This window comes from Enterococcus sp. DIV0210g (assembly GCF_050559705.1).
Lineage (GTDB): Bacteria > Bacillota > Bacilli > Lactobacillales > Enterococcaceae > Enterococcus_B > Enterococcus_B faecalis_A.
In genome coordinates this window covers 753,279-778,337 of the sequence record NZ_CP187903.1, presented here as the reverse complement: position 1 = coordinate 778,337, position 25,059 = coordinate 753,279, and the positions used below count along the sequence as shown (strand labels likewise).

Here is a 25,059-nt window from a genome sequence, read left to right as displayed (position 1 = left end):
GGTTTTTCATAAGTCAATGCTTGCTCGCTGTCAGATACACCTTTAAATTGCACCTCCTAATGCATCGACAGCTTCTTTGCCTGCTCTTGCTATTTTACGATTCAAACGATCAAGTTCGGAGGGATTGTTTGAATCAACTTTGTCAATATGAATATGTTGCTCAAAACTACCTCTAGCAACTTTTCCTCCAACGCCTTTTCGTTTTTCTTCGTCAGATAATGGAGTAACTGTAGTCTTTCCATTTTTAGCAGTTAACAACTCTGGTCCAGCTTCTCCAACAATCGCTTGTCCGTTAATTAAATGGCCGCCTTGAGCTAAATACGGTAATTTTGAAATGGAGAATGTTTTTCCGCCAACACCAGGGACCCATTTCGGGATTTTAATTCCATTTAATCCACCAATAAATCCATTGATAGCACCAATAACTGCATTGATTGGTGCTTTTCCAGCTGCGGCAATTCCATCAAAAATCCCTCCAAAAATATCGACTAGTCCGTTCCAAGCTTTTGACCAATTACCAGTAAACACTCCTGTGATAAAATCAAGGAAACCAGTAAAAATTCGTTTACCAGCTTTATAAAAATTATTAAAATTGGCAATTACCCCGTCAAAAACACCGCCTAAATAACCACCAAGAAAATTAAAAATCTCGACAGCTACATCGGAAACACCTTGGAAGAATGCGTTAACGCCATCACGAAACCACTTAACCTTGTTGTACGCCAAAACAAAACCAGCTATTAACACCGCAATACCAGCTATTACTAAAACAAAGGGATTTGCAGCTAAAAACCCAGACATTATTTTCCATATACCGATAAAACTTTTCACACCGCCAACAATTTTAGTAACTGACCCCATTAGCGAACCGAGAATGACCAGCACCGGTCCAACAGCAGCTGCAATACCAGCTATTGTTATAATCCAATTTTTTGTTCCTTGATCCAAAGAACCCCACCAAGTTGAGAATTGCTGTAACAGGGAAGTTGCTTTTTCAAAAAAAGGTAAAAGACTTACTTGAACCGCATCTCCTACGTCAGCCATAGCTATAATCGCATTATTCATAGCTTGATCAGCTTGATCGATTGGATCAAGAGTAGCGTCGAAGGTATCTCCGACTGCACCCCCACTTTTGCCAGCTGTCTTTGCTAAATCTTCTAAGTTTAAAGTACCTCTACGAATTGCATCAGCCATTCTAGGACCGCCTTTGGTACCGAACACTTCGGCTGCTGCATTAATGGCCTCAGTTTCAGAACTTGCGTTTTTCACTTTATCTTGCAATTCTCCCAGACCTTGACTTAAAGATTTACCGTCTTTCGCATAAGCTACTGTTGCTTTCGATAAACTACTTAAAGCAGCACTTGAATCAACACCAGATTGTTCGAATTGACCAAGTAAAGTGATTCCTTCGCCAAAACTTAATCCCAATTGTTTAATTTGTGGTGCGCCATCAATTGCTTTTTGCATCAAGTCATCTACTGATTGACCAGTATTCTGCGATGTTTTCGTTGTTACATCAAGGACAGAATTCAAGTCATCATATTCTAGTCCATAAGCATCAATAGCTTGTCGAGCTGATATTGCTGATTGCGAAACATCTGTATCATTGATTTCAGCGTACTGTAGGAGATAATTGGTTGAATCTTCCAGTTTTTTATCCATGAATCCAAATTGTGTATTTACCTCACCAATAGCTTCCCCAACAGTTTGTAAAGGTAAATGAGTATTTGAACCAACGTTTTCGAAAGATTGAGAAAGTCTGTCTGCTTTGTCTCCTGTTGCGCCGGTTTTAGTGATGATCGTATCAAGGGCTTCGTCAACTTCAGATGTTACGTACAGAAGATATTTAGATAACCTATCGAACATCAAAAAATACATGCCTTTTGACACATTAGCAAGTATGACAAAGCAAAGATACCAAGAAGTGTTAAATGAATTTTCTAAAACTCATGCTAAAGCGACAACCAAAAGATTTCATACTCATGTAAGAGCTGCAATTCTTGATGCTTTAGATGAAAAAATTATTTTTACTGATTTTACACGCAATCCAGTGATCAAGGGAGAAAAAGAAGGAAAGAAAAAAGAAGAAAAGTATTTAAACTACGAAGATTTCAAACGTCTTATGAAAGCCGCTGAGAGCCGTTTAGACGCGAGATACACTTCACCCTACTTAATTCTTGTAGGAGGAGCCACAGGCGCTAGATTCGCCGAATTATTAGGTTTGACGTGGGATGACATAGACTTTGAAGGACAAACGATTGATATTAATAAAACTTGGTTACTTAATCAAGGGTTTGGACCAACGAAAAATGAATCTTCTGTTAGAAGAATTGATATTGACGATCATACCGTCGGCATTCTAAAAGAATACAAACAAAAACAATTAGAATTATTGAAACAAATAGGCATAAAAAACCAACATAATCTCGTTTTCTTTAATCCTTTGAATGGGATGATTACTTCGAATGCAGTAAATAAAACACTAAAAAAGATTCAAAAGCAGTTATCTATAGAGCCGTCTATCACCTTCCATGGGCTTAGACACACAAATGCTTCCGTGTTACTCTATGAAGGAATTGATTTATTATATGTATCAGAACACTTAGGCCATAAAGATATCTCAATCACACAAGAAGTTTATTCTCACGTATTGGATGAACTGAAGCAAAAGAATAAACCTAAAGTATCTGCTGTCCTTTCTTCCATTTACAACTAAATAAAACTCATTTGGCACAAATTTGGCACAAGCAAAAAGAAAAACCGCTAGAAACAAACGTTTCTAACGGTTTTTTAGCGTCACAGGAGGGATTCGAACCCCCGACCGTTCGCTTAGAAGGCGAATGCTCTATCCAGCTGAGCTACTATGACTTAATTAGTGCAACACAGTTATTATAAATAATCTAAAAATGAATGTCAATAAGTTTTAGTTATTTTATTTGAGTTGTTTTGTTTTCGGCACAGAAAAGAGTGTGAATCCGCTGTATAAGCATTGTTATTCTAAAAAAAACAGCAAGAAACTGTTACTATTCTCTGTTTTTTGCAGTTTCTTGCTGCTGTTGAAATCTTAATTCAAACTATCTGGATCAATTTCTTTTTCTTTTGTGATCAAAATCACACCATCCCCAAGAGGAAGAATACTTGAAGTAAGATCTGGATGCTTCATTACCACTCTTAAAAATTCATTCAGCTTACGATGAATGGCACGTTTGCCTCGAGGGATTTCTTCGTCTGGCTGAAGAATCGTTCCGCCTTGAAAAATATCATCTACCATCAATACGCCGCCGTTTCTCAAAAGACGCAGACACTCTGGCAAGAACTCGATATATTTAGACTTTGCACTATCCATAAAAATGAAATCATAAGGACCTGTCAATGTCGGTAAAATATCTGCTGCTTGACCTTCTAATAACGTTACTTGATCTGTCAGTCCTAAACGCGCATAATTTTCTTTTGCTTTTCTGATCATGACATCAAATCGATCAATCGTTGTCACATGTCCGTCTTCGCCAATACACTTTGCCATCAAACTGGAAGAAAAGCCGATTGCTGCACCGATTTCCAAAATATTTTTTGGTTGCATCTGTCCTAAGAAAAATTGCAAGAACACAACTGTTTCATGAGGGATGATCGGTACTTCAGCCTCATGCGCTCTTTGTTCTAGTTCTCCTAATTCTCCTGACAGCATTTTTTGTTCATTTCGCATAAAGTCCAACAGTTCCTTTTGTACCACCGGACGATGCATCATTTCATTACGCATAACTCTCCTCCTACGAAAGTTATTATACTTAGAACGAAAAAAATCCACAAGAAAAAGGTAACTCCTCCACCTTACTCCAAGAAATAATCAGAGCTCTCTTCTTTTTTTCGAAGTTTATCAAAGGTATTCCATGTGGTAAATGCCGTTAGACATAACGCGATCCCGAAAAATATCCCTCGTGCCCATGACAAGACTCTTTGAGATAAAAATAACCCAACATACGGGATTTGGAAAACTGGCCGACCAATGATATTCCGCCAATTCACATATCCTTCTTCTCCCTGCTGCTCTGTGTCTGCTTTGGTATAGACGCGCTTGTTCGCATTATCCACCGCAATGATGCGTCTTGTTTTTACCTGTTCTCCTTGGTTTTCATAATAGGATACAACATCTCCTACTAAAATCTCTTGGGTATCAATAGGATGGATATACACCAGACTGCCGTTCATATATGTTGGATACATGGCGCTGTCTTCAATCAAATGCGGCGTCAAGCCAAACAATCGAGGAATCAAAACGATAAATAATCCAATACCTAGAATCAGGACAAGAGAAATTGACCCAAATACAGTTATTTTTTTGAATTTTGACAATCGTTTCCACCTCTTTTTCTTTTTTATCGAAATCAATAATATAATAACATACAAAATATTTAAAAAGCTAGTTAAAATCAGGTTTTTGCTGATTTCGACTAGCTTTTGCACTTTCTTGCTTCGTTCCCCTTATATTTGACTCCTTATCAGAAAACAGTTAATCTTATGTATATAGTATTAAGAAAGAATCACTTTGCATGAACTTTTTAAATAACAAATGTACAGAAAAAGAGTTTGATGAGAACAAGTATAAGTGGACTTCTATCATAATATTATCTTTGTTATTTTTATGTGGGATCATTTATTTCTTTTTTTTCATGTTCTTTCCTGCACAAAGCGGACAAGTTTTGGAAACCAAAGATTCTTGGACTTTTTATTCAAAAAATGCACCTGAATTTCAATACAGCAGCCGATATGTCGATAAAATCCCCAGGGTAACTAAGAACGAAACCTTTGTGATGGAAATCGAATTGGATCAGAAATCGAATCAAAAAGATTTGCTCATCAAAGGAAATCATCAATGGATCAAGGTCTTATTAGATCAAGAGGTTCTTTATGAACGATCGGCGCAAGAAAACGAAAAAAACCCTGGCTTATCTCTAGCAATCGTCAATCTTCCGGAAGATTATGCAAACCGGACGCTGCAGATCGAAGTAACTTCCCCTTATAATAATTATGCAGGGCTTCCTCCTGAAATTTACATAGGAAACGTCCATTCTATGGTCAGTTTTATTTTTTCCCGTTCGATCCCGCAGATTTTAACGATGATTTTAGCTGTATTGCTTGCTATTGGTACCTTTTCTTATTGCATTTATATGATGTATAAAGAAAAAAAGTTCCATATCTCTTTGGTCATTCTGAGTACTTTTGCTTTTTCAGTCGGTTTTGAAGCACTCTCGGATGATATTTTAAGCAGTGTTTTATTTGAACCGATCGTCCATTCGATTCTTTCCCATCTTTTTTCAGTATTAACACCGATTTTACTGATTACTTATTATTTTACTAAGATGGAATATTATCGAAAACGTTATGGAATCTGGATTTTCTTACACGTTACGATGATTTTGTCTGTTCTAGCTTATGCTCTATTCACTCCTGCTGATTTACCGGAAGTGATGCCTTTTGCAAACGCGATAAGTGTCTTCAGCACCTTGTGTACTTCGCTGGCATGTATCGGCGAGTCCTATAAAAACAATCGCTTCTTTGTTATATGTACACCTTGGATCGTATTGATTGCTATCATGCACTGTTTCTTATACATCCAAAATGCACTTGGCATCCATACGACTTCCGTCAATTGGTCAACGATTCTTTTTGTGGTCATCCTAGTAGTGATGTGCGGTTACAATATCCTTGAACATATTGAGAAGTACAGCAAAAACCAAAAACAAGTCAATTTTTTACAGACGAAAACAGAACTGTTAGAAGAACATTATGACTTGCTGCGAAGCCATTTGAAAGAAATCGGTGAATTGCGTGGAGAATTGGTCCAAAATCTGGAAAACTTGCAGCACTTGAACCAGTATGCGGCAAAAGAAGAAGCTGATCAGTTTTTAGAAAAAATGTTAGATGATGCCCATAATTTTGAGTTGATTGATTCTTTCTCCGGCCATCAGCTGACAAATCTGCTGTTAGCCCGCTATCAAGCAATCACTGAAAAACGGAGTATCCACACTACCTTCGATGTAGATTTGCCAAGCAAATTGAATATCAGCGATGATGATCTTTCGAAATTGCTGATCCATGTCTTAGAACATTCAATCCGGGAAGTACGTGCTGTCGAAAACCCGTTGCAGCGAAAAATAAACTTGAACATTCGCTTAGTAAACAACAAAGTGGTAATTCATTGTGAACATAACACTCATCATAATATCAATATATTTGATCGAGGTATTACAGAAGAATTAAAAGAACAAGAACGTTTTGATTTAGAAGTAATCAAAAAAGTTGCTGATAAATATGCCGGCCACTTCTCGCAAGAAAAAGGTGACATTATCGAACGGATTACTTTACGTTTGGATAACGACAAGGATTAAAATGGAAGTACCAACAGGTTTAAAACTGAAATAACAGTATTAGAACCCCGCAAACCATATACGTTTTGCGGGGTTCTTTCATGGTTGAGGCTGAACGGTTCTTTCACGACCTCTAGTAAACGGTGCTCAAAAGCTATCCTTCGACAATAAGCTTTGATGAGAAAAAATGAAGAAACCATTTTCTCTCATCAAAGAGCTTATTGCTCAGGCCATAGCGCTTGGCTCACTACCTCTTTCTAATAAATCAATTCCAATAGCTCTTCCGGCTCGATGGCACCAAAATACTTTTTAAGATCAAGGTTTGCAATCACTTTTTCCAATGACTGCTTTTCATATTTTTGCCCGATTAATGCTTGTTCGACATCTGAGATTTCTCCTAAACCGAAAAAGTCGCCATAGATTTTTGCATCGGTGATTTTTCCTTCTTCTACATTCAGGTGGATTTCTACAGAACCAATTGAAAAACGTTTTTGACGAGAAATGTCAAATGCTGGAGATTTTCCGTAGTTCCAATCCCAGTTTCGGTAATATTCATTTGAGATTTCCTTGATTTTTTCCCAATCTTTTTCCGTCAAATGGTATTCGTTCACATCTTCTACGGAAGAAACACCAAAGATTTTCAACAAGATATCTTGACGAAACTCTTCTGTTGTCATATCTTGATTTTCTTTTGGCAAGAATGGTTTGATATTCGTTACTCGTGAACGGATCGATTTGATTCCTTTTGATTCGATCTTATCTTTTTTCACGCGTAGTGCATTCACTACTTCGTCGATATCTGAATCAAACATGATTGTTCCGTGAGCAAACATCCGGCCATTTGTCGCATACATAGCATTACCGGAAAATTTCATATCATTGATGACAAGATCATTTCTGCCTTTCAATTCTGCACCTTGAACACCCAAATCATGCAAAGCTTGGATGATTGGTTGTGTCACTTTTGCGAAATCTCTGAACGAATTGCCGTCGTCAGGCATAATAAAACTGAAATTCAAGTTTCCTAAATCGTGATAAACAGCTCCTCCACCACTTAAGCGGCGTACCACATGAATATTGTGCTCTTCTACGTAGTCGCGATTGATTTCTTCGATCGTATTCTGATTTCTGCCGATGATGATTGAAGGTTCGTTGATATAAAACAATAAAATCGGCTCGTCCACAGGCATTTCATGCAGCAAATAATGTTCGATAGCTAAATTTATAGTTGGATCGTTTATTTCATTCGGTACAAAAATCATTGTTTTCCTCCTAGATATCGAAGACTTTTCCGATAGCAGCAAGTTCAACATCTACTTCGCTTCCCGCTGCTTCTTCTGCTTCTTTTTTCAGTTGCTCTAAATCGCCAAATTGAGGCAAGTGTGTCAACACAAGTTTTTTCACTTTAGCTGCTTGGGCGATTTCACCAGATTCTTTTGATGTAAAGTGTGCGTGATGCTGTTCGTTTCCTTTAAACAAATAAGTATCTGCTAAGAAAAGATCTGCATTTTCCGCAAACTGTTCAAAAGTGGCCAAGTAACCAGAATCTCCTGTAAAGACAAATACTTTCCCAGTTTTTTCTTCTTCAAAACGCATAGCATAACATGGGACAGGATGGATCGTTTTCATAAAAGTAATTGAAAAAGGACCTAATTGAAGTTTTTCTCCTTCAGTATAAGGATGCCCTTTTGAAACACCTTCCATCGTCAATTCATTGAAATGAATCGTATCATCTGTATGCCCGTAAATCTGAAGCAATGCTCGTTCGGATTGTTTTGGATACAGCTGCCAGTAATATTGCAGCACTCCTAGATCTGCAATATGGTCATGATGATAATGAGAAAGGATCACTGCATCCAATTCAAGCGGATCAAGCTGCTCTTCTAAACGAACCAGCGTCGTACTTCCTGCATCGATCAAAAGATTGTAACCTTCCGACTGCAGCAAATAACTCGTTGTTCCTTGGCCTTTGTACGGATAAGCACCCAGACAGCCTAAAACAGTCAATTTCATTTCACTTCCCCCCTTACACAAGTGTTTCTTTTTGACTATTCAAATAACGCTCAGGCATGCCCTTTTCTTCTCTTGCATAGTCATAAAAGGCTGCCATTGAAACATTTACATAACTTACTACCCATAATAGCCCGATAAATAAAGTCAAGACACTAATCAGGTACCAGCCGATAAAGGAAAGTTGAAGCAAGATATATTTCCATAAGCGGTCTTTTAATAAAAACCAAGCATAGCTGATACTTTTTCCAACTGAAAGTTCGGGATAATCCAATTTTACCCAAGAAGCAATTTGGAATAATCCGCCGATGATATTCAAAAGCATCAACGCAACAAGCAAAAAGATAAAAATCATGATGATGAAATTGAAATCAATCACAAAATCGTTGGATAAAAAGAGACGCGGGCTGTTTCCTGTGACTAACTGTACATAAGAAAAGACACCGCCCATAAAGATCAATGGCAGAAAGACAAGCGAATTCACTAGCCATGTTGCCACTGTGCTTATCAGGTTCAAAAGAAGCATCGGTAAATAATACTTTTTGTCAAAAATCGCAAACAGCATTCCCGGTTTAGCACGGCCGCCTCGAATCACGTATAAAGCGATATAATTCAGTCCGTAATAAAAAGCAAACAGCAGCAGATTACTTAGCAGGAAATCAGAAATCAGCTGTCCTCTGCTGCCTTCTGGAAAGTTCAGCAATCCGTCAACCGATGATTGGATCACAGTTGTTATAAGATATGCCAGAAGAACCAGACCAGCATTGATTCCCCATTGTTTTCGCAACGCATCTCTGGCACGTTCTTTGTAATAAGAAATAGGTTGTTTTTTCATACTCAATAACTCCGAATCTGCTCAACTGTTTTACTATCTAGACGTTTCACTAATTCCGTTACTAGTTTTACTGTGTTCAAATAATCGTCTTCATGGATGATCGATGTATGAGAATGCAGATAACGAACTGGGACAGTAATGGCAACAGACGGTACGCCGTCACGGGTCAAGTGCATTTGACCTGCATCTGTTCCGCCGCCGGTAATAACTGTATATTGGAACGGGATCTCCATTTCTTCTGCTACACCAATCACAAAATTCAACAATTTTTTATGCGGGATCATCGATGCGTCAAAAATTAAGATTTGTGGTCCTTTTCCTAATACAGAATCCGCTTCTTTTGGCGTCATACCTGGTGTATCGCCAGCAGTCCCTGTATCTAAAGCAAAAGCCACATCAGGATTGACAAGATGGGTGCTTGTACGAGCGCCTCTTAACCCAACTTCTTCTTGCACATCACTACCAGCAAACAAAACATTTGGATGGTCTTCTTTTGAAAGATTTTCCAAAACACGCAGAGATACAGCTGTTCCGATGCGATTGTCCCAAGCTTTAGCCAACAGGAATTTCCCGCCATTCATTCGTTTGTATTCGATGTAAGGCGTAACCATGTCTCCAGGACGGATACCCCACTCTTTCACTTCTTTTTCGCTTGAAGCACCAATATCGATGAACATGTCTTTGATGTCGTATGGTTTGTTTCGCACTGCTTGTGTCAGTACATGAGGTGGTTTTGAGCCGATGACGCCATGAAACACTTTTCCTTCTTGTGTTTTTATTTCGACTTGCTGAGCCAGCATGACTTGCCCCCACCAGCCGCCTAATGTTTGGAATTCTAAAAATCCTTTATCCGTGATTTTCGTGACCATAAATCCTACTTCATCCATGTGTCCGGAAATAAAGACTTTTGGTCCGCCTGCGCCTTGTTTGGCAATCACACTGCCGAGTCCGTCAAAAAATATATCATCGGCGAAAGGTTTGGCATAAGATTTGAAAACTTCTCTAACTTCTTCTTCGTTACCTGGTACACCTTTTGCTGATGTCAAATCGATCAGCAGCTGCTCTTCTTTTTTGTCCACTTCTATCTCGCTCCTTTTTTGTCATTTGAAAAAATTATACCATTACTTATCGAAAAAATTATACTTTCTGTTTTTATTGGTCAATTTTCTACGATCCGGCAATAGACTTTGCTTGTTGCATAATACAGCAGCATATAAATAACGATGAGTAAACCACAAACAAGGTATGCCAACCAGTAATCAGCTGTTTTGATGTATTGGGTGTAAACATTGATGGCAAAAACAGCATGAAGGATACCCAAAATCATTGGAGGAAAAAACAACACTGCATTCTGTTTGAAAATCATTTGATTGATTTCTTTTCTGCCAATCCCTAGTTTTGACAACAAAATATATGTGTCTTGCTCTTCCTCTGCTTCCGCTAATTGCCGAACCATTAAGATACTTCCTGTCGTCACAACAACGATCATCCCCACAAATAAAGCGACATATAGATAGACACCTGCCGAAAAATGGATTCTCCGCAAGTTATCATAACGTGAAGTAAAGTTTGTACGAGAAATTTCGCCAGTTCCTTCCCCTCGCATTTCTGATGTCATTTCAGTAGTTGAGATTACACCGTTTAGTTTGGTGCCTTGGATTTGATACTGATAATACATTGGATCTGACCATTTGACAGGTATTTGACGATTCATCATTTGGCTCAGCGATTGTTCCTCTTCTTCGCTCATGTTCCAGTAAACAACCTGATATTCTGCCCCTTCCAACGATTGATAAAGCTCATTGGAAACGATCAGTGTTGGACTAGCATAACGCAGACTAGATTCTCCTAGATAATCCGGCAAAAATTCTTGGATTTGTAAAGTAACTTCATTGGGCAAATAAATATTTGACCCATAATTCGTGAAATTCCGTATCGTCGTTTGCAGTTCGTCCAATAAGATTGTTTTGTTTGATCCTTTCAGCTTGATTTTTGGTGCAGATGGTACATTTTGACGGAATCGTTGGTATTCCTTTTCTGAAACCAGATTTACAAGACGAAATTCATTTGTATTTGTATTTGCCATATCAAGATTCGTCATACTTCCAGTAATCTTGTAATTCATGATCAGCTCTTTTTTCGTTTCATTGTTTTCTGCAAGAATCGTTGCTGCTTTTTTGGCTGCAGAAGGACTCATTTGATACGAAGTTGGATTAAAGAACTCTCCCTGCTGCACCATGAAAGTGGATAACGAAGCCACTCCGCCGATCATCGCCAAAGAAATACCAAGGATGACCGTGATCAATGTGTTGGTTCTTCTCCCTTTTAGCAGATGGATCCGTGTATTGCCCGTGATCAAGAAGCGCAGACCTTTGTAGCTGCTCTTTTGTCTGCTGACCTTGTAGGAAATGATTTTTGCAGTATAGCTGAAAAAGAGATATGTGCCTAACACACAACAAAAGAAAATCATCAGCGGATAAAGAAAAATCAATGATGGATTTAGCTGTTCCATGAATATTTGTGTCAATACATCGCGAAATCTCAATGCGCTTATATAACCATAAAGAATCAATACTACTCCGCTGATCCCTAAAAAATACTGCCAATTTTTGGTACTTCGCATTTTGTTATACGGCTTTTTCATCGCTTCAAAAGAAGGAAATATCGGCAGCAGCCAAATTTTCCAAAGCGAATGCAGCGCTACCACCGCCATGATGATGAAAAAAAGAGTGATTGTTCCGTAAATCGAAGGAATCGACACAAAAAATGGTGTGGAAACTTGAAGATGCATCATCTTGACTAAAATCATTGCAAAAAGCTTTGAAAAAATGATGCCAAGCAAGATGCCTAAACAAGTAGAAACAAAACTGATTGCTGCGATCCCCATACAATAAATGACTGCGACTTGACTTTTTTTGACTCCGAATAATTGATAGATCCCAAATTCTTTGATTCGTTTGTTCAAGAAAAAACGATTGGCGCTAAACATAAAGAAAATCAGCAGACTGGTAATCAAAAAATTCCCAAATCCCAAAACATTGTCGATAGCCAAACTTTGGGCAGATAATCGAATCAGAGACTGATCATACGTCATCGCATTAAAAGAATAATAGATCATAACGGATAGTGTCATACAGAAAAAGTAGACCAAGTATCCTCGTGACTGGCGGAAAAAACTTTTAGCGGCCAGTTTATAGAGCATTTAGTTTGCCACCTCCTCCGATTGCTGCCTGCATATCGATCACTTTTTCAAAAAATTCCTTCCTTGAGCCGCGCCGAACGACTTCTGAAAATATAACGCCGTCTTTGATAAATAGAATACGATTGCAATAGCTGGCTGTGTAAGGGTCGTGGGTGACCATCAGAATCGTAGCTGCTTCTTTTTCGTTCATCATCGTCAAATAATTTAATAATCCAGTGGCTGATTTCGAATCCAGCGATCCTGTTGGTTCATCAGCAAAAATAACTTTGGGATGAACGACCAATGCCCGTGCCGCAGCGATTCTTTGCCGCTGTCCTACCGATAATTCTTCTGGATAATGATCCAAAAAAGACTCGATGCCTAAAAGTTTTGCAACGTGCTCTACACGTTCGTCGATTTCTTTTTTGGGCAGTTTTTCAACTGCTAACGGCAGCAAGATGTTATCTTTTGCATCTAAAGTATCAATCAAATTGAATTCTTGAAAAATGAACCCCAGCTCTTTTCGGCGAAAGCTGCTTAGTTCACTGTTTTTCATCTTCGTTATTTCCCGCCCCTGGATCTGGACGCTTCCCATAGTCGGCAAACTGATCGTGGATAAAATATTCATCAAGGTTGTTTTCCCAGCACCGCTTGGACCCATGATCCCGACGAACTCTCCCTCTTCTACAGAAAACGATAGATTATCTAATACTTTGACAGGATTTGTTTTGTTCCCGTAGATTTTGCTTAGGTGTGTTACTTCGATCATTTTTTCCAATCGTTTCCCTCCTTTTCTCATTACTTGAATAGTAGCATATTCTTTTATATTTTTCCCTTTAGTTTTTGTCACCTTCCATACAAGTAAACTTTATCCAAAAATTTTTTATTCATTTTTATTTCCTGCACCTCATATCAAGCCTTGCCGCATTACGTTTTCACAATTTTTCACAATAAAATATACACCATATATAGTATATACAGACAATTATACATAAAGTACACACTATATATAGTTGCTCCATTTTTCGTTTTGTTTTATGATAGACAAGAAGAAATGATTCAGGAGTTGATAATACAATGTTAGAGTATGCAGAAAATCCACAAACAGAAGATGCAGTTGCAACAAGTGCTGCTGGTTTAAAGATCATCAAACGTGACGGTCGATCTGTCGCTTTTGATGACCAGAAAATCTTGGCTGCTTTAGTCAAAGCAGAGAAAAAGATCCATGGCACATTGTCCCCATTAGCGTATGAAAAAATCCAAATGATTGTCGGACTTGTCGTAAAAGAGATCCAAGAACGTTTTTCACAAGATATCAAAATCTATGAAATCCAAAATATCGTCGAACATATGTTATTGGAAAAAAATGAATACGAATTGGCTGAAGAATATATCCGTTACCGCACCAGACGAGATTTTCAGCGCAGCCAAGCAACAGATATCAATTTCTCCATCGAAAAACTGATCAACAAAGACCAAACAGTGGTCAATGAAAATGCAAATAAAGACAGCAACGTTTTCAATACACAAAGAGATTTGACTGCCGGAATCGTTGGAAAATCGATTGGGTTGAAAATGCTGCCGCCTCATGTAGCCAATGCGCATCAAAAAGGCGATATCCATTATCACGATTTAGATTACCATCCATATACGCCAATGACGAACTGTTGTCTGATCGATTTCAAAGGTATGTTGAATAACGGCTTCAAAATCGGTAATGCCGAAGTCGAGTCCCCAAAATCGATCCAAACAGCAACAGCGCAAATCTCTCAGATCATCGCCAATGTTGCTTCTAGTCAGTATGGCGGCTGTTCTGCTGACCGTACGGATGAATTATTAGCACCTTTTGCAGAATTGAATTATCAAAAACACTTAGCGGATGCAAAAGAATGGATCGAAAATCCTGAACGCCAAGAAGAATATGCAAAAACAAAAACCAGAAAAGATATCTTTGACGCTATGCAAAGTCTGGAATATGAGATCAATACGTTATTTACGTCAAACGGCCAAACACCTTTCACATCACTTGGCTTTGGTTTAGGCACAAATTGGTTTGAACGTGAGATCCAAAAAGCGATTTTGCAAAATCGAATCAATGGTTTAGGCAGCGAAAAACGCACAGCAATCTTCCCTAAATTGATTTTCACCCTAAAAAGCGGTGTCAATCTTGATTCTGCCGATCCAAATTACGACATCAAGCAGTTAGCTTTAGAATGTGCAACAAAACGGATGTATCCAGATATCTTGAACTATGACAAGATCGTAGAATTGACTGGCAGTTTCAAAGTACCGATGGGCTGTCGTTCTTTCCTTCAAGGATGGAAAGATGAAAATGATGAAGAAATCAACGTAGGACGAATGAATTTAGGTGTTGTGACATTAAACTTGCCTCGAATCGCCATTGAAGCAAAAGGAGACCAAGAAAAATTCTGGACCCTTCTTTCTGAACGTCTAGCAACAATGAAAGATGCTTTAGTTTATCGTGTAAATCGCTGTAAAGAAGCAATCCCGGCCAATGCTCCGATTTTGTACATGTATGGTGCATTCGGCAAACGTTTGTCTCGAACAGATGCTGTAGATGAATTATTCAAAAATAAACGGGCAACTGTTTCACTTGGTTATATCGGTCTATATGAAGCAGCTTCTGCCTTTTTCGGCGGTGAATGGGAAAAGAATCCTGAAGCGAAAGAATTTACTTTAGATATTTTAAGAGAATTGAAAGCAAAAGCAGACGCGTGGGGAAATGAATACGGCTACCATTTCAGTGTATATTCTACACCTAGTGAAAGCTTAACAGATCGCTTCTGCCGCTTGGATACTGAAAAATTCGGTGTAATCGAAAATATTACAGATAAAGAATATTATACAAATAGTTTCCATTATGATGTACGAAAAAATCCAACACCATTTGAAAAACTAGACTTTGAAAAAGATTATCCGCAATATTGTTCTGGCGGATTCATCCATTATTGCGAGTATCCTGTCCTTCAGCAAAATCCAAAAGCACTAGAAGCTGTATGGGATTATGCTTATGATAAAGTCGGTTATCTTGGAACAAATACACCAATCGATCACTGCTACGCTTGCGGCTTTGAAGGAGACTTCACTCCAACAGAACGCGGCTTTGAATGCCCGCAATGCGGAAACCACGATCCTAAAACATGTGATGTTGTGAAACGAACATGCGGCTATCTGGGAAATCCGCAAGCAAGACCAATGGTGCATGGCCGCCATAAAGAGATATCGTCACGAGTGAAGCATATGTAAGAGGTTGTGAGCAAAGCGGTATGACTTGAGCAATAAGACTCTTTTGCAAAATGAAATGGTTCTTCACATTTTATTTTGCAAAAGCTTATTGCCGAAAGTCAGCTTTGTGAACACCGTTTAGGTAGAGGTTGTGAGCAGCATGATCTGCTTCAAGAATTAAGAATGACCAATTGGAAATAGCTTTTCATATTTTTAATTTGTCAGACTTAATTCCGCAGAAGCAATGTTGCGAACACATAGATCTCTGCTGTTTCGTTTTATCAAACAAGGAAAGAAGTTTTTTTATGAGGAATCCAAAACCCAAAGAATGGCTTGCCGAAGAATATAGCCAAGACTACATTGCCGATTATAAAGCGTTCAACTTTGTCGATGGCGAAGGTGTCCGAAATAGTTTATATGTCAGCGGCTGCTTGTTTGCTTGTGAAGGTTGTTTCAACAAAGCGGCACAAAATTTTCGGTATGGACAGCCGTTCACCCCTGAATTAGAAGAACGGATCATTGAAGATCTTCGCCACGATTATGTCCAAGGACTTACATTATTAGGCGGCGAGCCATTTTTGAATACAAATGTTGCTTTGCGTGTGGTAAAACGTATCCGCGAAGAATTTGGCCACACGAAAGATATCTGGTCATGGAGCGGTTATACTTTTGAAGAATTGATGGTTGATTCCGAGGATAAGAAAGAACTGTTATCCTTGATCGATATTTTAGTTGACGGACGTTTTGATATCACAAAAAAGAACTTGCAACTTCAATTTCGCGGAAGCAGCAATCAGCGGATCATCGATGTCCCCCGTTCATTAGCTGAAAATAAAGCCGTTATTTGGTCAAAATGCAAAGATGCAGATACAGAATATGAAACCATCAAAAAACAAGAATTAATATAAAATCTGCAGAAACCATGTCAAAAAGACCGACACTTATTTAGTGTCGGTCTTTTTGATGTCTGGATTTAGAATCGAATTCTGCAGAAAAACACCGCGTCTTTTTTGCTGGCGCGATGTTTTTTAGTGTTCCCATAATGGCAGCACGATATTCTCATAGGTCATTGGATCAAGATTCGTCAATGTGATGCCTAGGAGTCGAATCCCTTTTTCGACGCCCAGGACTTCTTCCCAGATCAAGCTTGCTTGATAAAACAGCTCTTCTTTTTTATGGACATATTCTGGCAAAGTCACGCGTTTTGTGACTGTCGAATAATCAGTATAACGAACTTTCAATACCACAGTTTTGCCGTGTTTTTGGACTCTTTTCAATGAATTTTCGACTTTTTCAGCTAATTGCCGCAACTGTGCCAGTACTTCTTCTTCGGTCCGTAATGGCTGTCCATACGTGTGTTCTTTTCCGACTGATTTCCGCTCTCTGCTGACGGTTACTGGAGAATCATGGATGCCTCGAACTTTTCGATAAAGAGAATAGCCCATTTTCCCAAAAAGCTGGATCATTTCCATTTCGCTTCGCTCATAGAGATCTTGTCCATTAAAAATCCCTAATTCGTGCATCCGAGGAACAGTTTTCTTTCCTACTCCGTGAAATTTTTCAATCGGCAGACTCTTTAAAAAAACTTGCGCATCGTTGGGCGTAACAACGGTGATTCCTTGGGGTTTTTGATAGTCCGAAGCAAGTTTCGCCAAAAATTTATTGTAGCTTACACCAGCTGAGCATGTCAGCTGGACTGCTTCCCAGATATCAGCTTGGATCATTCGTGCAATCTTGATCGCGGATTTGCAGTTGATTTTATTGACTGTGACATCCAGATAAGCTTCATCGATACTGACAGGCTCCACTACATCTGTATAGCGATGAAAGATTTCGCGGACGATTTGAGAAATCTCGCGGTATTTTTCATAATCTCCTGGTTTGAAGATTGCTTGAGGGCACAGCTCAAATGCTTTTTGCGCACTCATTGCCGAATGGATCCCGTATTTTCGTGCAGCGTAATTTGCTGTAGTCACTACGCCCCGTCCGCCTGTATCACTTGGATGTCGAGCAATGACTAAAGGAAATCCTTTTAAACTAGGATCATCTCTTTCTTCAACTGAAGCAAAAAACGCATCCATATCGATATGGATGATTTTTCTTGACGTATCATTACGTAACGGAAATCGCAGTTCCATCTTCCCCACCTCACTGTTCATTATATAAGAACATTTGTTCCTTTACAATTATTAATCGTTTGTTTTTCTAAGTTTAAGAAAAAGCCAATGAACAAAGGAGAAAAAAAGGTTGCGGCCTATGCCGCAACCTTCTTAACTGATGACTTTTACCAAATCACTCTGCATCTAATTCGTGGAACTGACGATACACTTCTTGTTTTTTTATCCCATTTTTTACAGCTACTTCTTTGATTGCTGCATTGGTTTTCATACCTTCTGCAATGCGTTCTTCTACTTGCTCTTTCAATGTTTTATCTGTGACTTCAACGGCTTCTTCTTCTGTATTTCCAGAAACCATTAAACAGCATTCCCCTTTTACGGGCGTTTCTTCTAAATAAGCTAGTAGTTCTTCAACGGATCCGCGCAAATATTCTTCATGGATTTTCGTCAATTCACGACACAAAACAACTTGCCGATTTCCAAACACAGCTAGAAAATTTTCCAATGTACTTGTCAAACGATAAGGAGATTCATAGAAAATCAATGTCTCTTCATGCTCTTTTAGTTGTGTCAAAGCAAGCTGCTGTTCTTTTTTCTTTCTTGGCAAGAAACCATAAAACAAAAAAGGCTGCGGTGAAAGCCCCGAAGCGACTAATGCGGTCATTCCAGCAGTTGGTCCAGGCAGCGAAACAACAGGAATATCTTGTTCAATACAAGCTGTCACTAGTTCATGGCCAGGGTCACTAATCGAAGGCATGCCTGCATCGCTGACTTGTGCGATCGATTTTCCATCTTGCAAAAATTCCAGCAATTGAGGAATCCGTTCTTTGTAGTTATGTTCATGCAAACTTTTTTGCGGTGTCTGGATCTCAAAATGATTGAGCAGCTTTTGTGTGTTTCGTGTATCTTCGCTGGCGATCAGGTCCGCGTCTTTCAGCGTTTGGACACTGCGGAAGCTCATATCTTCTAAATTACCAATTGGGGTCGGAACAAGGTAAAGAGTGCCGGTCTCGTACTGTCCCTTGAAGCTTTTTTGTTTTTTCATTTCTTCCTCCATCAAAAAGAGGCTGGACAAAACTCTCGCCTTGTTCCAGCCTTTTTATATCCTGCATAATTCATTTATACAGAAATCCGTTTTGTTTAATGAACAATTTCTCTTTTTTATTAGCGTCCGCTCTCACGATAGATTACTTCTAAGCAAAAAGCACAAGGCTCATCATTTTCTCTGCGGGAACCGTAGAGATCATAACAAACATGGAATCCTTCTTCATAGATTTTCTCTAAATTCATCCTTGATTTAGATAATTCTTGTTTGACCCGTTCTGCAGGTGCTTCCGCTACTTGATTCAATTCTCTGATGTGTTCGCGCAGACGCTGGTTTTCCATTTCAAGAGTCGTATTTTTTTCCACGATCTCATGCAATGCATTTTTCATTTCGACTAATTCTGTTAACGTATTCCGCAGCTCTGATTCTAATTGGTTCAAGCCGTCGTATAATGATCGTTTATCCATTGATATCACCTGCTTGGACGAGTTCTTTTAGTTCATCCCATTCATATTCGACAGGGGTTTCCCGCCCTATTAATCGAATTTTTACAAGACGGCTCAGCAGGTTTAGACCTACCACTTTTCCGCTGCCGTCTGGTGTCTCGATCATCTGACCAAAATCTGGGAGTTCTTTTTTGGCCGATTCATATTCATCATTCTCATATTGCAAACAGCACATCAGCCGTCCGCATAACCCGGAAATTTTCGCGGGATTCAATGCTAATCCTTGGTCTTTTGCCATTTTTATCGATACAGGAATGAAATCTCCTAAAAACGTCGAACAGCATAGCTGCCTGCCGCAAGGGCCTATTCCTCCGATAAGTTTTGCTTCATCTCTCACACCGATTTGACGCAATTCGATCCTCGTGCGAAAAATACCTGCAAGTTCTTTGACCAGTTGGCGAAAATCGATCCTGCCGTCTGCAGTAAACGAAAAAATCATTTTACTGCGGTCAAATGTATATTCTACTTTGACTAATTTCATTTCTAATCCATGTTCGCGGATTTTTTGTTTGCCGATATCGAATGCTTTCATAGCATCGTTTCGATTTTTTTGTTCTTGGATCAATTCCTTCGTTGTTGCTTTATGCAAAATCGGGCTTAACTCTGCCGGCAAATCTTCTGGAGCAAGTTCTTGTTTAGGGATGGCAACCGTTGCGATATGTAAGGTTTGCTGCGATTCGACCAATACCTTGTCATTATAAAAATATTCAGAGCCGTCTGGTGCAAAATAATAGATATGCCCAGCTTCTCGATAGCGAACGCCTACTACTTCAGTCATTTCCATCCTCCCTTGCCATTCTTTAAAGACTAAAAACTACTTGCAGAGCGAGCTGTTCCGCAACGGATTGGAAACTGACATTGCTTCTCAATTTCTGTTCCGCTGAAAGAATGCGTTCAATCGTTTGGTTCGTCGATTTTATTCGCGCACGTTCATTCTGCGAGACTGCTTTGCGTTGGGCTTCTTGAAAATAAAACAACAACATTGAAAGTGCTGAAAATTGCTGTTCTTTTTCTTTGAAAACCTTTGTCATCTTCTTTTGGACATAGATGAACGCTTGAGGATCTGATTCGATCAAATAAGAAAACCATTGCCGAATCGTGTCCTTAGCCTCATTAAACCATTCATCTTGAGAGATTTCAACTGCTTTTCCGAAACTGTTTGTTAAGAAAGCTAAAAGTTGGGCTTTTTCTAATGAAATCTCCTCTTTTTGCAGTCTTTTCACGAGAGCAGGTTTTGATAATTCTTGAAAATGAAGTACTTGACAACGTGATTGGATCGTCGGCAAGATACGACCCAACGCATCTGTTTCCAAAATAGCAAGGAACTGTCCTTGCGGTTCTTCTAAAAATTTCAACAAACTGTTCGCAGCTGCGATATTCATTTTTTCTGCATCTTTGATCAAAAAGACTTTCTTTTTGGATTCATAGCCGCTGCGGCTGAATTCTGATTGCAGATAACGAATCTGGTCTACTTTGATCGTTTGACCTTCTGGCTGGACGACAACCACGTCAGGATGTTCATTTTGCTGGATCCGACGGCAATTATTGCAGATTCCGCACGGTTGGTTTTCTTTCATTTGTGTACAAAATAAATGTTGTGCTAACCATAGACCTATCTCATGTTTGCCTGTTCCTTTTTCGCCCTCAAAAAGATAAGCATGAGCGAGACGCCCATGCTCAAAACTTTTCTGTAATTGCTGATAAACTAAAGGCTGATTTTGAGCTAGGCTTGAAAATGCTTCGTTCTCCATAGCTCCTCCTATCAATAGTGATGGAATCCTTCAACCGGCAGTACGAAAACAGTGGCTCCGCCTACTTCTACTTCCACAGGATAAGGTACTTGTCCATCCATCGAGATGTCCAGGGTTACCGGTGTTGAAACAAATTGTTTACGTGATTCACATGTTTTTTTGATCAATTCGAGTGTTTCGTCTACACGCTCGTCTTCGATACCAATGATAAAGGTACTGTTTCCTGCTTTTAGAAAGCCGCCAGTAGAGGATAGTTTTGTTGCACGGATATTTGCGTCAATAAATTCATTTGCCAAACGATTGCTGTCTTTGTCTTGGATGATTGCTAAAATAAGTTTCATATTCTGTCACCTTCCTGATTTTCAAAAAATTGCGGATATTGTTCGACAATGGCGAAATAGCTGTTTTCCAGTACGGTCTCAAAACTTTGACGAGCATCGATCTTATGGATACGTTCTGGATATTCTTCTGCCAGTTTCAAATATGCATGACGCACACGCTGATGGAATTCTAATCCTTCAGAATCTAACCGATCGATTTGATTTTGTCTGTTTTCTTGGATTCGACGTAAACCTGTGTCTGAATCTACGTCCAAGTACAAGGTGAAATCCGGTGTTGTTCCTTCAGTTGCAAACTCATTCATTTTAGCAATCTCGGCAACTCCGATTCTTCTTCCTGCGCCTTGATAAGCTAAAGAGCTGTCAACGAAACGGTCACACAAAACGATGTGTCCTTCTGCTAAAGCAGGCAATACTTTTTCCACAAGATGCTGTCTTCTCGCAGCTGCGTAAAGCAATGCTTCCGTCCGTTCATCCATTCGATCATTTTTTGGATCAAGGATCACGGCACGAATCTCTTCTGCAATAGGGATACCACCCGGCTCTCTTGTTTTAATAACTTCTGTTTTCGCTGCTTTTTTCAATAACGGATACAACTCATTCAAAATACTGGTTTTTCCAGCTCCGTCTGGTCCTTCAATGGTGATAAACAATCCATTCACGTTTTTGCCTCCATCTATCCTCACACATTTATTGTATCGGAAAATTCATTTAAATCAAAACGTTAGAAGCTGCAGACTTGAATGTTGTTTTTCAAGTCTGCATCGTTCGGCTGTTTTATAGTTCGCGGCGTCCTTCCACTGCTTTTAACAATGTGACTTCATCTGCATATTCGATATCCGAACCAACAGACAATCCGTGTGCCAGACGTGTGACTTTGATGCCGGCTGGTTTGATCAAACGAGACAAATACATTGCTGTAGCTTCGCCTTCTGTCGTTGCATTTGTCGCAATAATCACTTCTTTGACTTCTTCATCATGGAGCCGTTGCAGTAAAGGTGCGATATTGATATCTTCTGGTCCTGTTCCTTCCATTGGTGACAAAACCCCGTGGAGCACATGGTAAAGACCGCGATACTCACGCATCTTCTCCATTGCCATCACGTCTTTTGGTTCTTCAACGACTAAGATGATACTTCTATCTCTCGTCTTATCTTGACAAATCTCGCATGGGTCTTCTTCAGTGATATTGCCGCAGATGCTGCAAAAATGAAGATCACGTTTTACACTGAGTAATGACTTTGCGAATTCGTTGACGACTTCTTCTTTCATATCGATCGTGTAAAAGGCTAACCGTGTAGCCGTTTTTTGTCCGATCCCTGGAAGCTTCATGTAACTGTCGATCAATTTGGCGATCGGTTCTGGATATTGCATGTGTCACTACTCCTTTACTAAAGATTACATTCCTAATCCTTTAGTATATTTTCCCATTGTTTTTTCTGTTTCTTTTTCGATTTTAGCTAAAGCATCATTGACTGCCATGATCACTAGATCTTGCAGCATTTCTGTATCTTCTGGATCAACGACGCCTTCATTGATCGAGATATCTTTCATATTTCGGTCACCAGTGAACGTCACTGTTACTAGTTTGTTTGTTGCTTCACCAGTGAATTCTGTATTGTTTAAGATTTCTTGGTTTTTCACCATTTCTTTTTGCATTTTCTGCATTTGTTTCATCATACCTTGCATATTGCCCATTCCGCGCATCATATCGTTTTCTCTCCTTTATGTCTTCTTAGTCATCCAGCACTGTTACATTTGAACCAAACAACTCCGCTGCTTTAGAAACTACTAATTCTTCCTGTTCCTCTTCTTGCGGCAGCAATTCGATCGATTCGTCTGTTGTTTCTGGTGCAAATGACTCTGCTTGTTTTTCTTTATTTTGGATCAAATAATTTTTTCTCAGCTCCGGCCAGCTCTCTTGTGTAATACACACAGGATCCGGCGCATAATCTCGGATCATCCGGCTGAGATTATTGTGTAAGGCCAATTTCAATTCTTCATCGTTTGCTGCTCGTTGACAAACAATCTCATAATCAAAGGAAATCACTAAACCAGTTGGACCTGCAGCGACGGGTTCACTTGCTTTGAGCATCGCACGCTGTGTCACAGATAAGCTCATCAAAAGATCATCCCACACATCTTTGACATTATTCAGATCTTGTTTGGTTGCCTCACGCAATACATTAAACACACGTTCAGTCGGCACACGGTAAGCGCTTGGCTGTTTTTTCTGAACGGTCGGCTGTACTGGTTGTGCTGCTGCAGGTGTCCCTTGATTGTTTTTAAGATTATCCAATTCTTTTTTCAGCTCAGAAATCTGATTCTGCAGCTGGTCTACTATTTGCCGATCCGCCGCTTCTGCTGGACCTGCTGTTTCAGCGGACGCTTGTGCCAATTTGACAGTTGCTACTTCTAAGTAAATCGTGGCACTATTTGTAAAGCGGATTTCGTTTTGCGTATCGCTCAAAAGTTTGATCATTGAGAAAAGCTGCTGTGGTGACAACTCTTTCGCCAATGTTCGGAATGTTTCCGTCATTTGGCTTGTTTTTTCTTCGACCATTTTCGGTGCTTGCTGATACATCAGCAAATCACGGCAGTACTGCAAAAGATCTTCCAGAAATCGCCGTGCTTCTTTTCCAGCAGAAAGGATGTTCTCCAATGTTTCCAATGCTTTGGTCACATCTTTTTCTTTGCAGGCGGTCAAGTAGCTGTCCATCATCTCATAAGTCAGACTTCCTGTCACTTGCATGGCATCATTTAAAGTAACTGTGCCGTCACTAAAAGAAATCGCCTGATCCATGATACTCAACGCGTCACGCATCCCGCCTTCTGCTGCTCGAGCAATCACGCCCAGTGCCGGCTCCTCATAAGATGTTTCAGTTTTTTTCAAAATATAAGCTAAATGTTCCACGATATCAGCTGCACTGATTCGTTTGAAATCAAACCGCTGCGTACGAGAAATAATCGTCGCTGGGATCTTGTGCGGTTCAGTCGTTGCTAAAATGAAAATCACATGCTCTTTTGGTTCTTCCAAGGTCTTCAATAATGCATTGAATGCCCCAGTTGAAAGCATATGTACTTCATCGATGATATAGACTTTGTAAGAAGCTTTCGTCGGTGCATAATTTGCCCGATCACGAATAAAGCGGATCTCTTCGACACCATTGTTGCTCGCTGCATCGATCTCAATCACATCTTCTTGTGTCCCAGCAGTAATCGATAAACACATTTCACAGTGATTGCAAGGTTCGCCGTCTACACTGTTCGGACAGTTGATTGCTTTGGCAAAAATCTTGGCGGCACTTGTCTTTCCTGTCCCACGCGGTCCGGTAAACAGATACGCATGAGAAGTTTTATGGGAAACGATAGCATTTTTCAATGTCTGTGTGACCGCTTTTTGTCCAACGATATCATCAAAACGCTGTGATCGCCAAACGCGGTAAAGTGCTTGATATGCCATGTTGATTCCCCCTTATTTGAAAAATTCGCTAGTACTTATTATACGTGATTTCACTAAAAAAAACCACTAAACGATCGATGTTTTTCTGGACTTCAACTTCTCTTTATACACACTAAAAATACCTGGAAACACAAAAGCAAACGTGACATTTTTGTTCGTCGGCGCCGAAGCAGAACATACTGCTCCCACCTCCTCACCTATG

Annotated in this window: 22 protein-coding genes, 1 tRNA gene and 1 pseudogene; 4 read left to right on the top strand and 20 right to left on the bottom strand. The window is 39.5% G+C overall.

What is annotated here, in order from left to right; all coding sequences use genetic code 11:
* Positions 1-42: 42 nt before the first annotated feature.
* Positions 43-1,824: pseudogene (locus IGI64_RS03825) on the bottom strand (phage tail tape measure protein); the annotation flags it as partial.
* Between the two features lie 100 nt (positions 1,825-1,924).
* Here IGI64_RS03825 and IGI64_RS03820 point away from each other — a divergent pair.
* The gene (locus IGI64_RS03820) at positions 1,925-2,716 is read left to right on the top strand and encodes a tyrosine-type recombinase/integrase (RefSeq protein ID WP_429939535.1); all 792 of its coding nucleotides are present in this window, start codon (positions 1,925-1,927) and stop codon (positions 2,714-2,716) included.
* Between the two features lie 78 nt (positions 2,717-2,794).
* Here IGI64_RS03820 and IGI64_RS03815 read toward each other — a convergent pair.
* The 3 genes from IGI64_RS03815 to IGI64_RS03805 all read right to left on the bottom strand — a co-directional run bounded on the left by IGI64_RS03815 (position 2,795) and on the right by IGI64_RS03805 (position 4,350).
* A tRNA-Arg gene (locus IGI64_RS03815) sits at positions 2,795-2,868 on the bottom strand.
* A 196-nt stretch (positions 2,869-3,064) separates the two neighbouring features.
* A complete protein-coding gene (locus tag IGI64_RS03810; protein WP_429939534.1) occupies positions 3,065-3,757 on the bottom strand; it encodes an O-methyltransferase in 693 nt (230 codons plus the stop codon).
* Between the two features lie 71 nt (positions 3,758-3,828).
* Positions 3,829-4,350: a signal peptidase I gene (locus IGI64_RS03805; RefSeq protein ID WP_034862053.1), complete on the bottom strand. Its 522-nt coding sequence runs from the start codon at positions 4,348-4,350 to the stop codon at positions 3,829-3,831.
* A gap of 197 nt (positions 4,351-4,547) precedes the next feature.
* Here IGI64_RS03805 and IGI64_RS03800 point away from each other — a divergent pair, with 197 nt between their 5' ends.
* A complete protein-coding gene (locus IGI64_RS03800; protein WP_429939533.1) occupies positions 4,548-6,386 on the top strand; it encodes a hypothetical protein in 1,839 nt (612 codons plus the stop codon).
* 236 nt (positions 6,387-6,622) lie between these two features.
* Here the strand turns inward: IGI64_RS03800 and IGI64_RS03795 are convergent, their stop codons facing one another.
* From IGI64_RS03795 to IGI64_RS03770, 6 genes are all read right to left on the bottom strand, one after another.
* Complete coding sequence (locus IGI64_RS03795; RefSeq protein ID WP_016624182.1) at positions 6,623-7,627, bottom strand: lipoate--protein ligase; 1,005 nt, start codon at positions 7,625-7,627, stop codon at positions 6,623-6,625.
* A 10-nt stretch (positions 7,628-7,637) separates the two neighbouring features.
* Positions 7,638-8,378, bottom strand: a complete 741-nt coding sequence (locus IGI64_RS03790) for an MBL fold metallo-hydrolase (RefSeq protein ID WP_429939532.1) — start codon at positions 8,376-8,378, stop codon at positions 7,638-7,640.
* A 13-nt stretch (positions 8,379-8,391) separates the two neighbouring features.
* Positions 8,392-9,210 carry a DUF975 family protein gene (locus tag IGI64_RS03785; RefSeq protein WP_429939531.1) on the bottom strand — a complete coding sequence of 273 codons (819 nt, stop codon included), beginning with the start codon at positions 9,208-9,210 and terminating at the stop codon, positions 8,392-8,394.
* Between the two features lie 2 nt (positions 9,211-9,212).
* Complete coding sequence (locus IGI64_RS03780) at positions 9,213-10,289, bottom strand: M42 family metallopeptidase (RefSeq protein ID WP_016624185.1); 1,077 nt, start codon at positions 10,287-10,289, stop codon at positions 9,213-9,215.
* Between the two features lie 80 nt (positions 10,290-10,369).
* A complete protein-coding gene (locus tag IGI64_RS03775; RefSeq protein ID WP_429939530.1) occupies positions 10,370-12,412 on the bottom strand; it encodes an ABC transporter permease in 2,043 nt (680 codons plus the stop codon).
* Positions 12,402-13,169 carry an ABC transporter ATP-binding protein gene (locus IGI64_RS03770; RefSeq protein WP_034862057.1) on the bottom strand — a complete coding sequence of 256 codons (768 nt, stop codon included), beginning with the start codon at positions 13,167-13,169 and terminating at the stop codon, positions 12,402-12,404. Before IGI64_RS03770 ends, IGI64_RS03775 begins: the two co-directional genes overlap by 11 nt.
* A 299-nt stretch (positions 13,170-13,468) precedes the next feature.
* On the opposite strand from IGI64_RS03770, the gene nrdD reads away from it, so the two are divergent.
* A complete protein-coding gene (nrdD, locus tag IGI64_RS03765) occupies positions 13,469-15,658 on the top strand; it encodes an anaerobic ribonucleoside-triphosphate reductase (RefSeq protein ID WP_429939529.1) in 2,190 nt (729 codons plus the stop codon).
* A gap of 284 nt (positions 15,659-15,942) precedes the next feature.
* The gene (nrdG, locus tag IGI64_RS03760; RefSeq protein ID WP_429939528.1) at positions 15,943-16,545 is read left to right on the top strand and encodes an anaerobic ribonucleoside-triphosphate reductase activating protein; all 603 of its coding nucleotides are present in this window, start codon (positions 15,943-15,945) and stop codon (positions 16,543-16,545) included.
* A 120-nt stretch (positions 16,546-16,665) separates the two neighbouring features.
* Here the strand turns inward: nrdG and dinB are convergent, their stop codons facing one another.
* The 10 genes from dinB to dnaX all read right to left on the bottom strand — a co-directional run bounded on the left by dinB (position 16,666) and on the right by dnaX (position 24,857).
* Entirely contained in the window at positions 16,666-17,775 is a 1,110-nt protein-coding gene (dinB, locus tag IGI64_RS03755) for a DNA polymerase IV (RefSeq protein ID WP_429939527.1), read from the bottom strand.
* Between the two features lie 154 nt (positions 17,776-17,929).
* Complete coding sequence (gene rsmI / locus IGI64_RS03750; RefSeq protein ID WP_429939526.1) at positions 17,930-18,799, bottom strand: 16S rRNA (cytidine(1402)-2'-O)-methyltransferase; 870 nt, start codon at positions 18,797-18,799, stop codon at positions 17,930-17,932.
* 119 nt (positions 18,800-18,918) lie between these two features.
* A complete protein-coding gene (locus tag IGI64_RS03745) occupies positions 18,919-19,266 on the bottom strand; it encodes a DNA replication initiation control protein YabA (protein WP_016624192.1) in 348 nt (115 codons plus the stop codon).
* Positions 19,259-20,083, bottom strand: coding sequence for a PSP1 domain-containing protein (locus tag IGI64_RS03740; RefSeq protein WP_429939525.1), 825 nt, complete (start codon positions 20,081-20,083; stop codon positions 19,259-19,261). Before IGI64_RS03740 ends, IGI64_RS03745 begins: the two co-directional genes overlap by 8 nt.
* Before the next feature lie 22 nt (positions 20,084-20,105).
* Positions 20,106-21,056 carry a DNA polymerase III subunit delta' gene (holB, locus tag IGI64_RS03735; protein ID WP_429939524.1) on the bottom strand — a complete coding sequence of 317 codons (951 nt, stop codon included), beginning with the start codon at positions 21,054-21,056 and terminating at the stop codon, positions 20,106-20,108.
* An 11-nt stretch (positions 21,057-21,067) separates the two neighbouring features.
* Positions 21,068-21,397 (bottom strand): cyclic-di-AMP receptor, encoded by a 330-nt coding sequence (locus tag IGI64_RS03730; RefSeq protein WP_016624195.1) that lies wholly within the window; start codon positions 21,395-21,397, stop codon positions 21,068-21,070.
* Positions 21,394-22,056, bottom strand: coding sequence for a dTMP kinase (gene tmk / locus IGI64_RS03725; RefSeq protein ID WP_429939523.1), 663 nt, complete (start codon positions 22,054-22,056; stop codon positions 21,394-21,396). Before tmk ends, IGI64_RS03730 begins: the two co-directional genes overlap by 4 nt.
* Before the next feature lie 115 nt (positions 22,057-22,171).
* Positions 22,172-22,768 (bottom strand): recombination mediator RecR, encoded by a 597-nt coding sequence (gene recR, locus IGI64_RS03720; RefSeq protein WP_016624197.1) that lies wholly within the window; start codon positions 22,766-22,768, stop codon positions 22,172-22,174.
* Between the two features lie 24 nt (positions 22,769-22,792).
* Positions 22,793-23,104, bottom strand: coding sequence for a YbaB/EbfC family nucleoid-associated protein (locus IGI64_RS03715; RefSeq protein ID WP_016624198.1), 312 nt, complete (start codon positions 23,102-23,104; stop codon positions 22,793-22,795).
* A 25-nt stretch (positions 23,105-23,129) separates the two neighbouring features.
* The gene (gene dnaX / locus IGI64_RS03710) at positions 23,130-24,857 is read right to left on the bottom strand and encodes a DNA polymerase III subunit gamma/tau (RefSeq protein WP_429939522.1); all 1,728 of its coding nucleotides are present in this window, start codon (positions 24,855-24,857) and stop codon (positions 23,130-23,132) included.
* Positions 24,858-25,059: the final 202 nt, after the last annotated feature.

Coding starts and splice junctions, on each gene's coding strand:
- IGI64_RS03810 (WP_429939534.1), bottom strand. CDS start 3,757: ATGCGTAATGAAATGATGCATCGTCCGGTGGTACAAAAGGAACTGTTG.
- IGI64_RS03800 (WP_429939533.1), top strand. CDS start 4,548: ATGAACTTTTTAAATAACAAATGTACAGAAAAAGAGTTTGATGAGAAC.
- IGI64_RS03795 (WP_016624182.1), bottom strand. CDS start 7,627: ATGATTTTTGTACCGAATGAAATAAACGATCCAACTATAAATTTAGCT.
- IGI64_RS03790 (WP_429939532.1), bottom strand. CDS start 8,378: ATGAAATTGACTGTTTTAGGCTGTCTGGGTGCTTATCCGTACAAAGGC.
- IGI64_RS03785 (WP_429939531.1), bottom strand. CDS start 9,210: ATGAAAAAACAACCTATTTCTTATTACAAAGAACGTGCCAGAGATGCG.
- IGI64_RS03775 (WP_429939530.1), bottom strand. CDS start 12,412: ATGCTCTATAAACTGGCCGCTAAAAGTTTTTTCCGCCAGTCACGAGGA.
- nrdD (WP_429939529.1), top strand. CDS start 13,469: ATGTTAGAGTATGCAGAAAATCCACAAACAGAAGATGCAGTTGCAACA.
- nrdG (WP_429939528.1), top strand. CDS start 15,943: ATGAGGAATCCAAAACCCAAAGAATGGCTTGCCGAAGAATATAGCCAA.
- dinB (WP_429939527.1), bottom strand. CDS start 17,775: ATGGAACTGCGATTTCCGTTACGTAATGATACGTCAAGAAAAATCATC.
- rsmI (WP_429939526.1), bottom strand. CDS start 18,799: ATGAAAAAACAAAAAAGCTTCAAGGGACAGTACGAGACCGGCACTCTT.
- IGI64_RS03745 (WP_016624192.1), bottom strand. CDS start 19,266: ATGGATAAACGATCATTATACGACGGCTTGAACCAATTAGAATCAGAG.
- IGI64_RS03740 (WP_429939525.1), bottom strand. CDS start 20,083: ATGACTGAAGTAGTAGGCGTTCGCTATCGAGAAGCTGGGCATATCTAT.
- holB (WP_429939524.1), bottom strand. CDS start 21,056: ATGGAGAACGAAGCATTTTCAAGCCTAGCTCAAAATCAGCCTTTAGTT.
- IGI64_RS03730 (WP_016624195.1), bottom strand. CDS start 21,397: ATGAAACTTATTTTAGCAATCATCCAAGACAAAGACAGCAATCGTTTG.
- recR (WP_016624197.1), bottom strand. CDS start 22,768: ATGCAATATCCAGAACCGATCGCCAAATTGATCGACAGTTACATGAAG.
- IGI64_RS03715 (WP_016624198.1), bottom strand. CDS start 23,104: ATGATGCGCGGAATGGGCAATATGCAAGGTATGATGAAACAAATGCAG.
- dnaX (WP_429939522.1), bottom strand. CDS start 24,857: ATGGCATATCAAGCACTTTACCGCGTTTGGCGATCACAGCGTTTTGAT.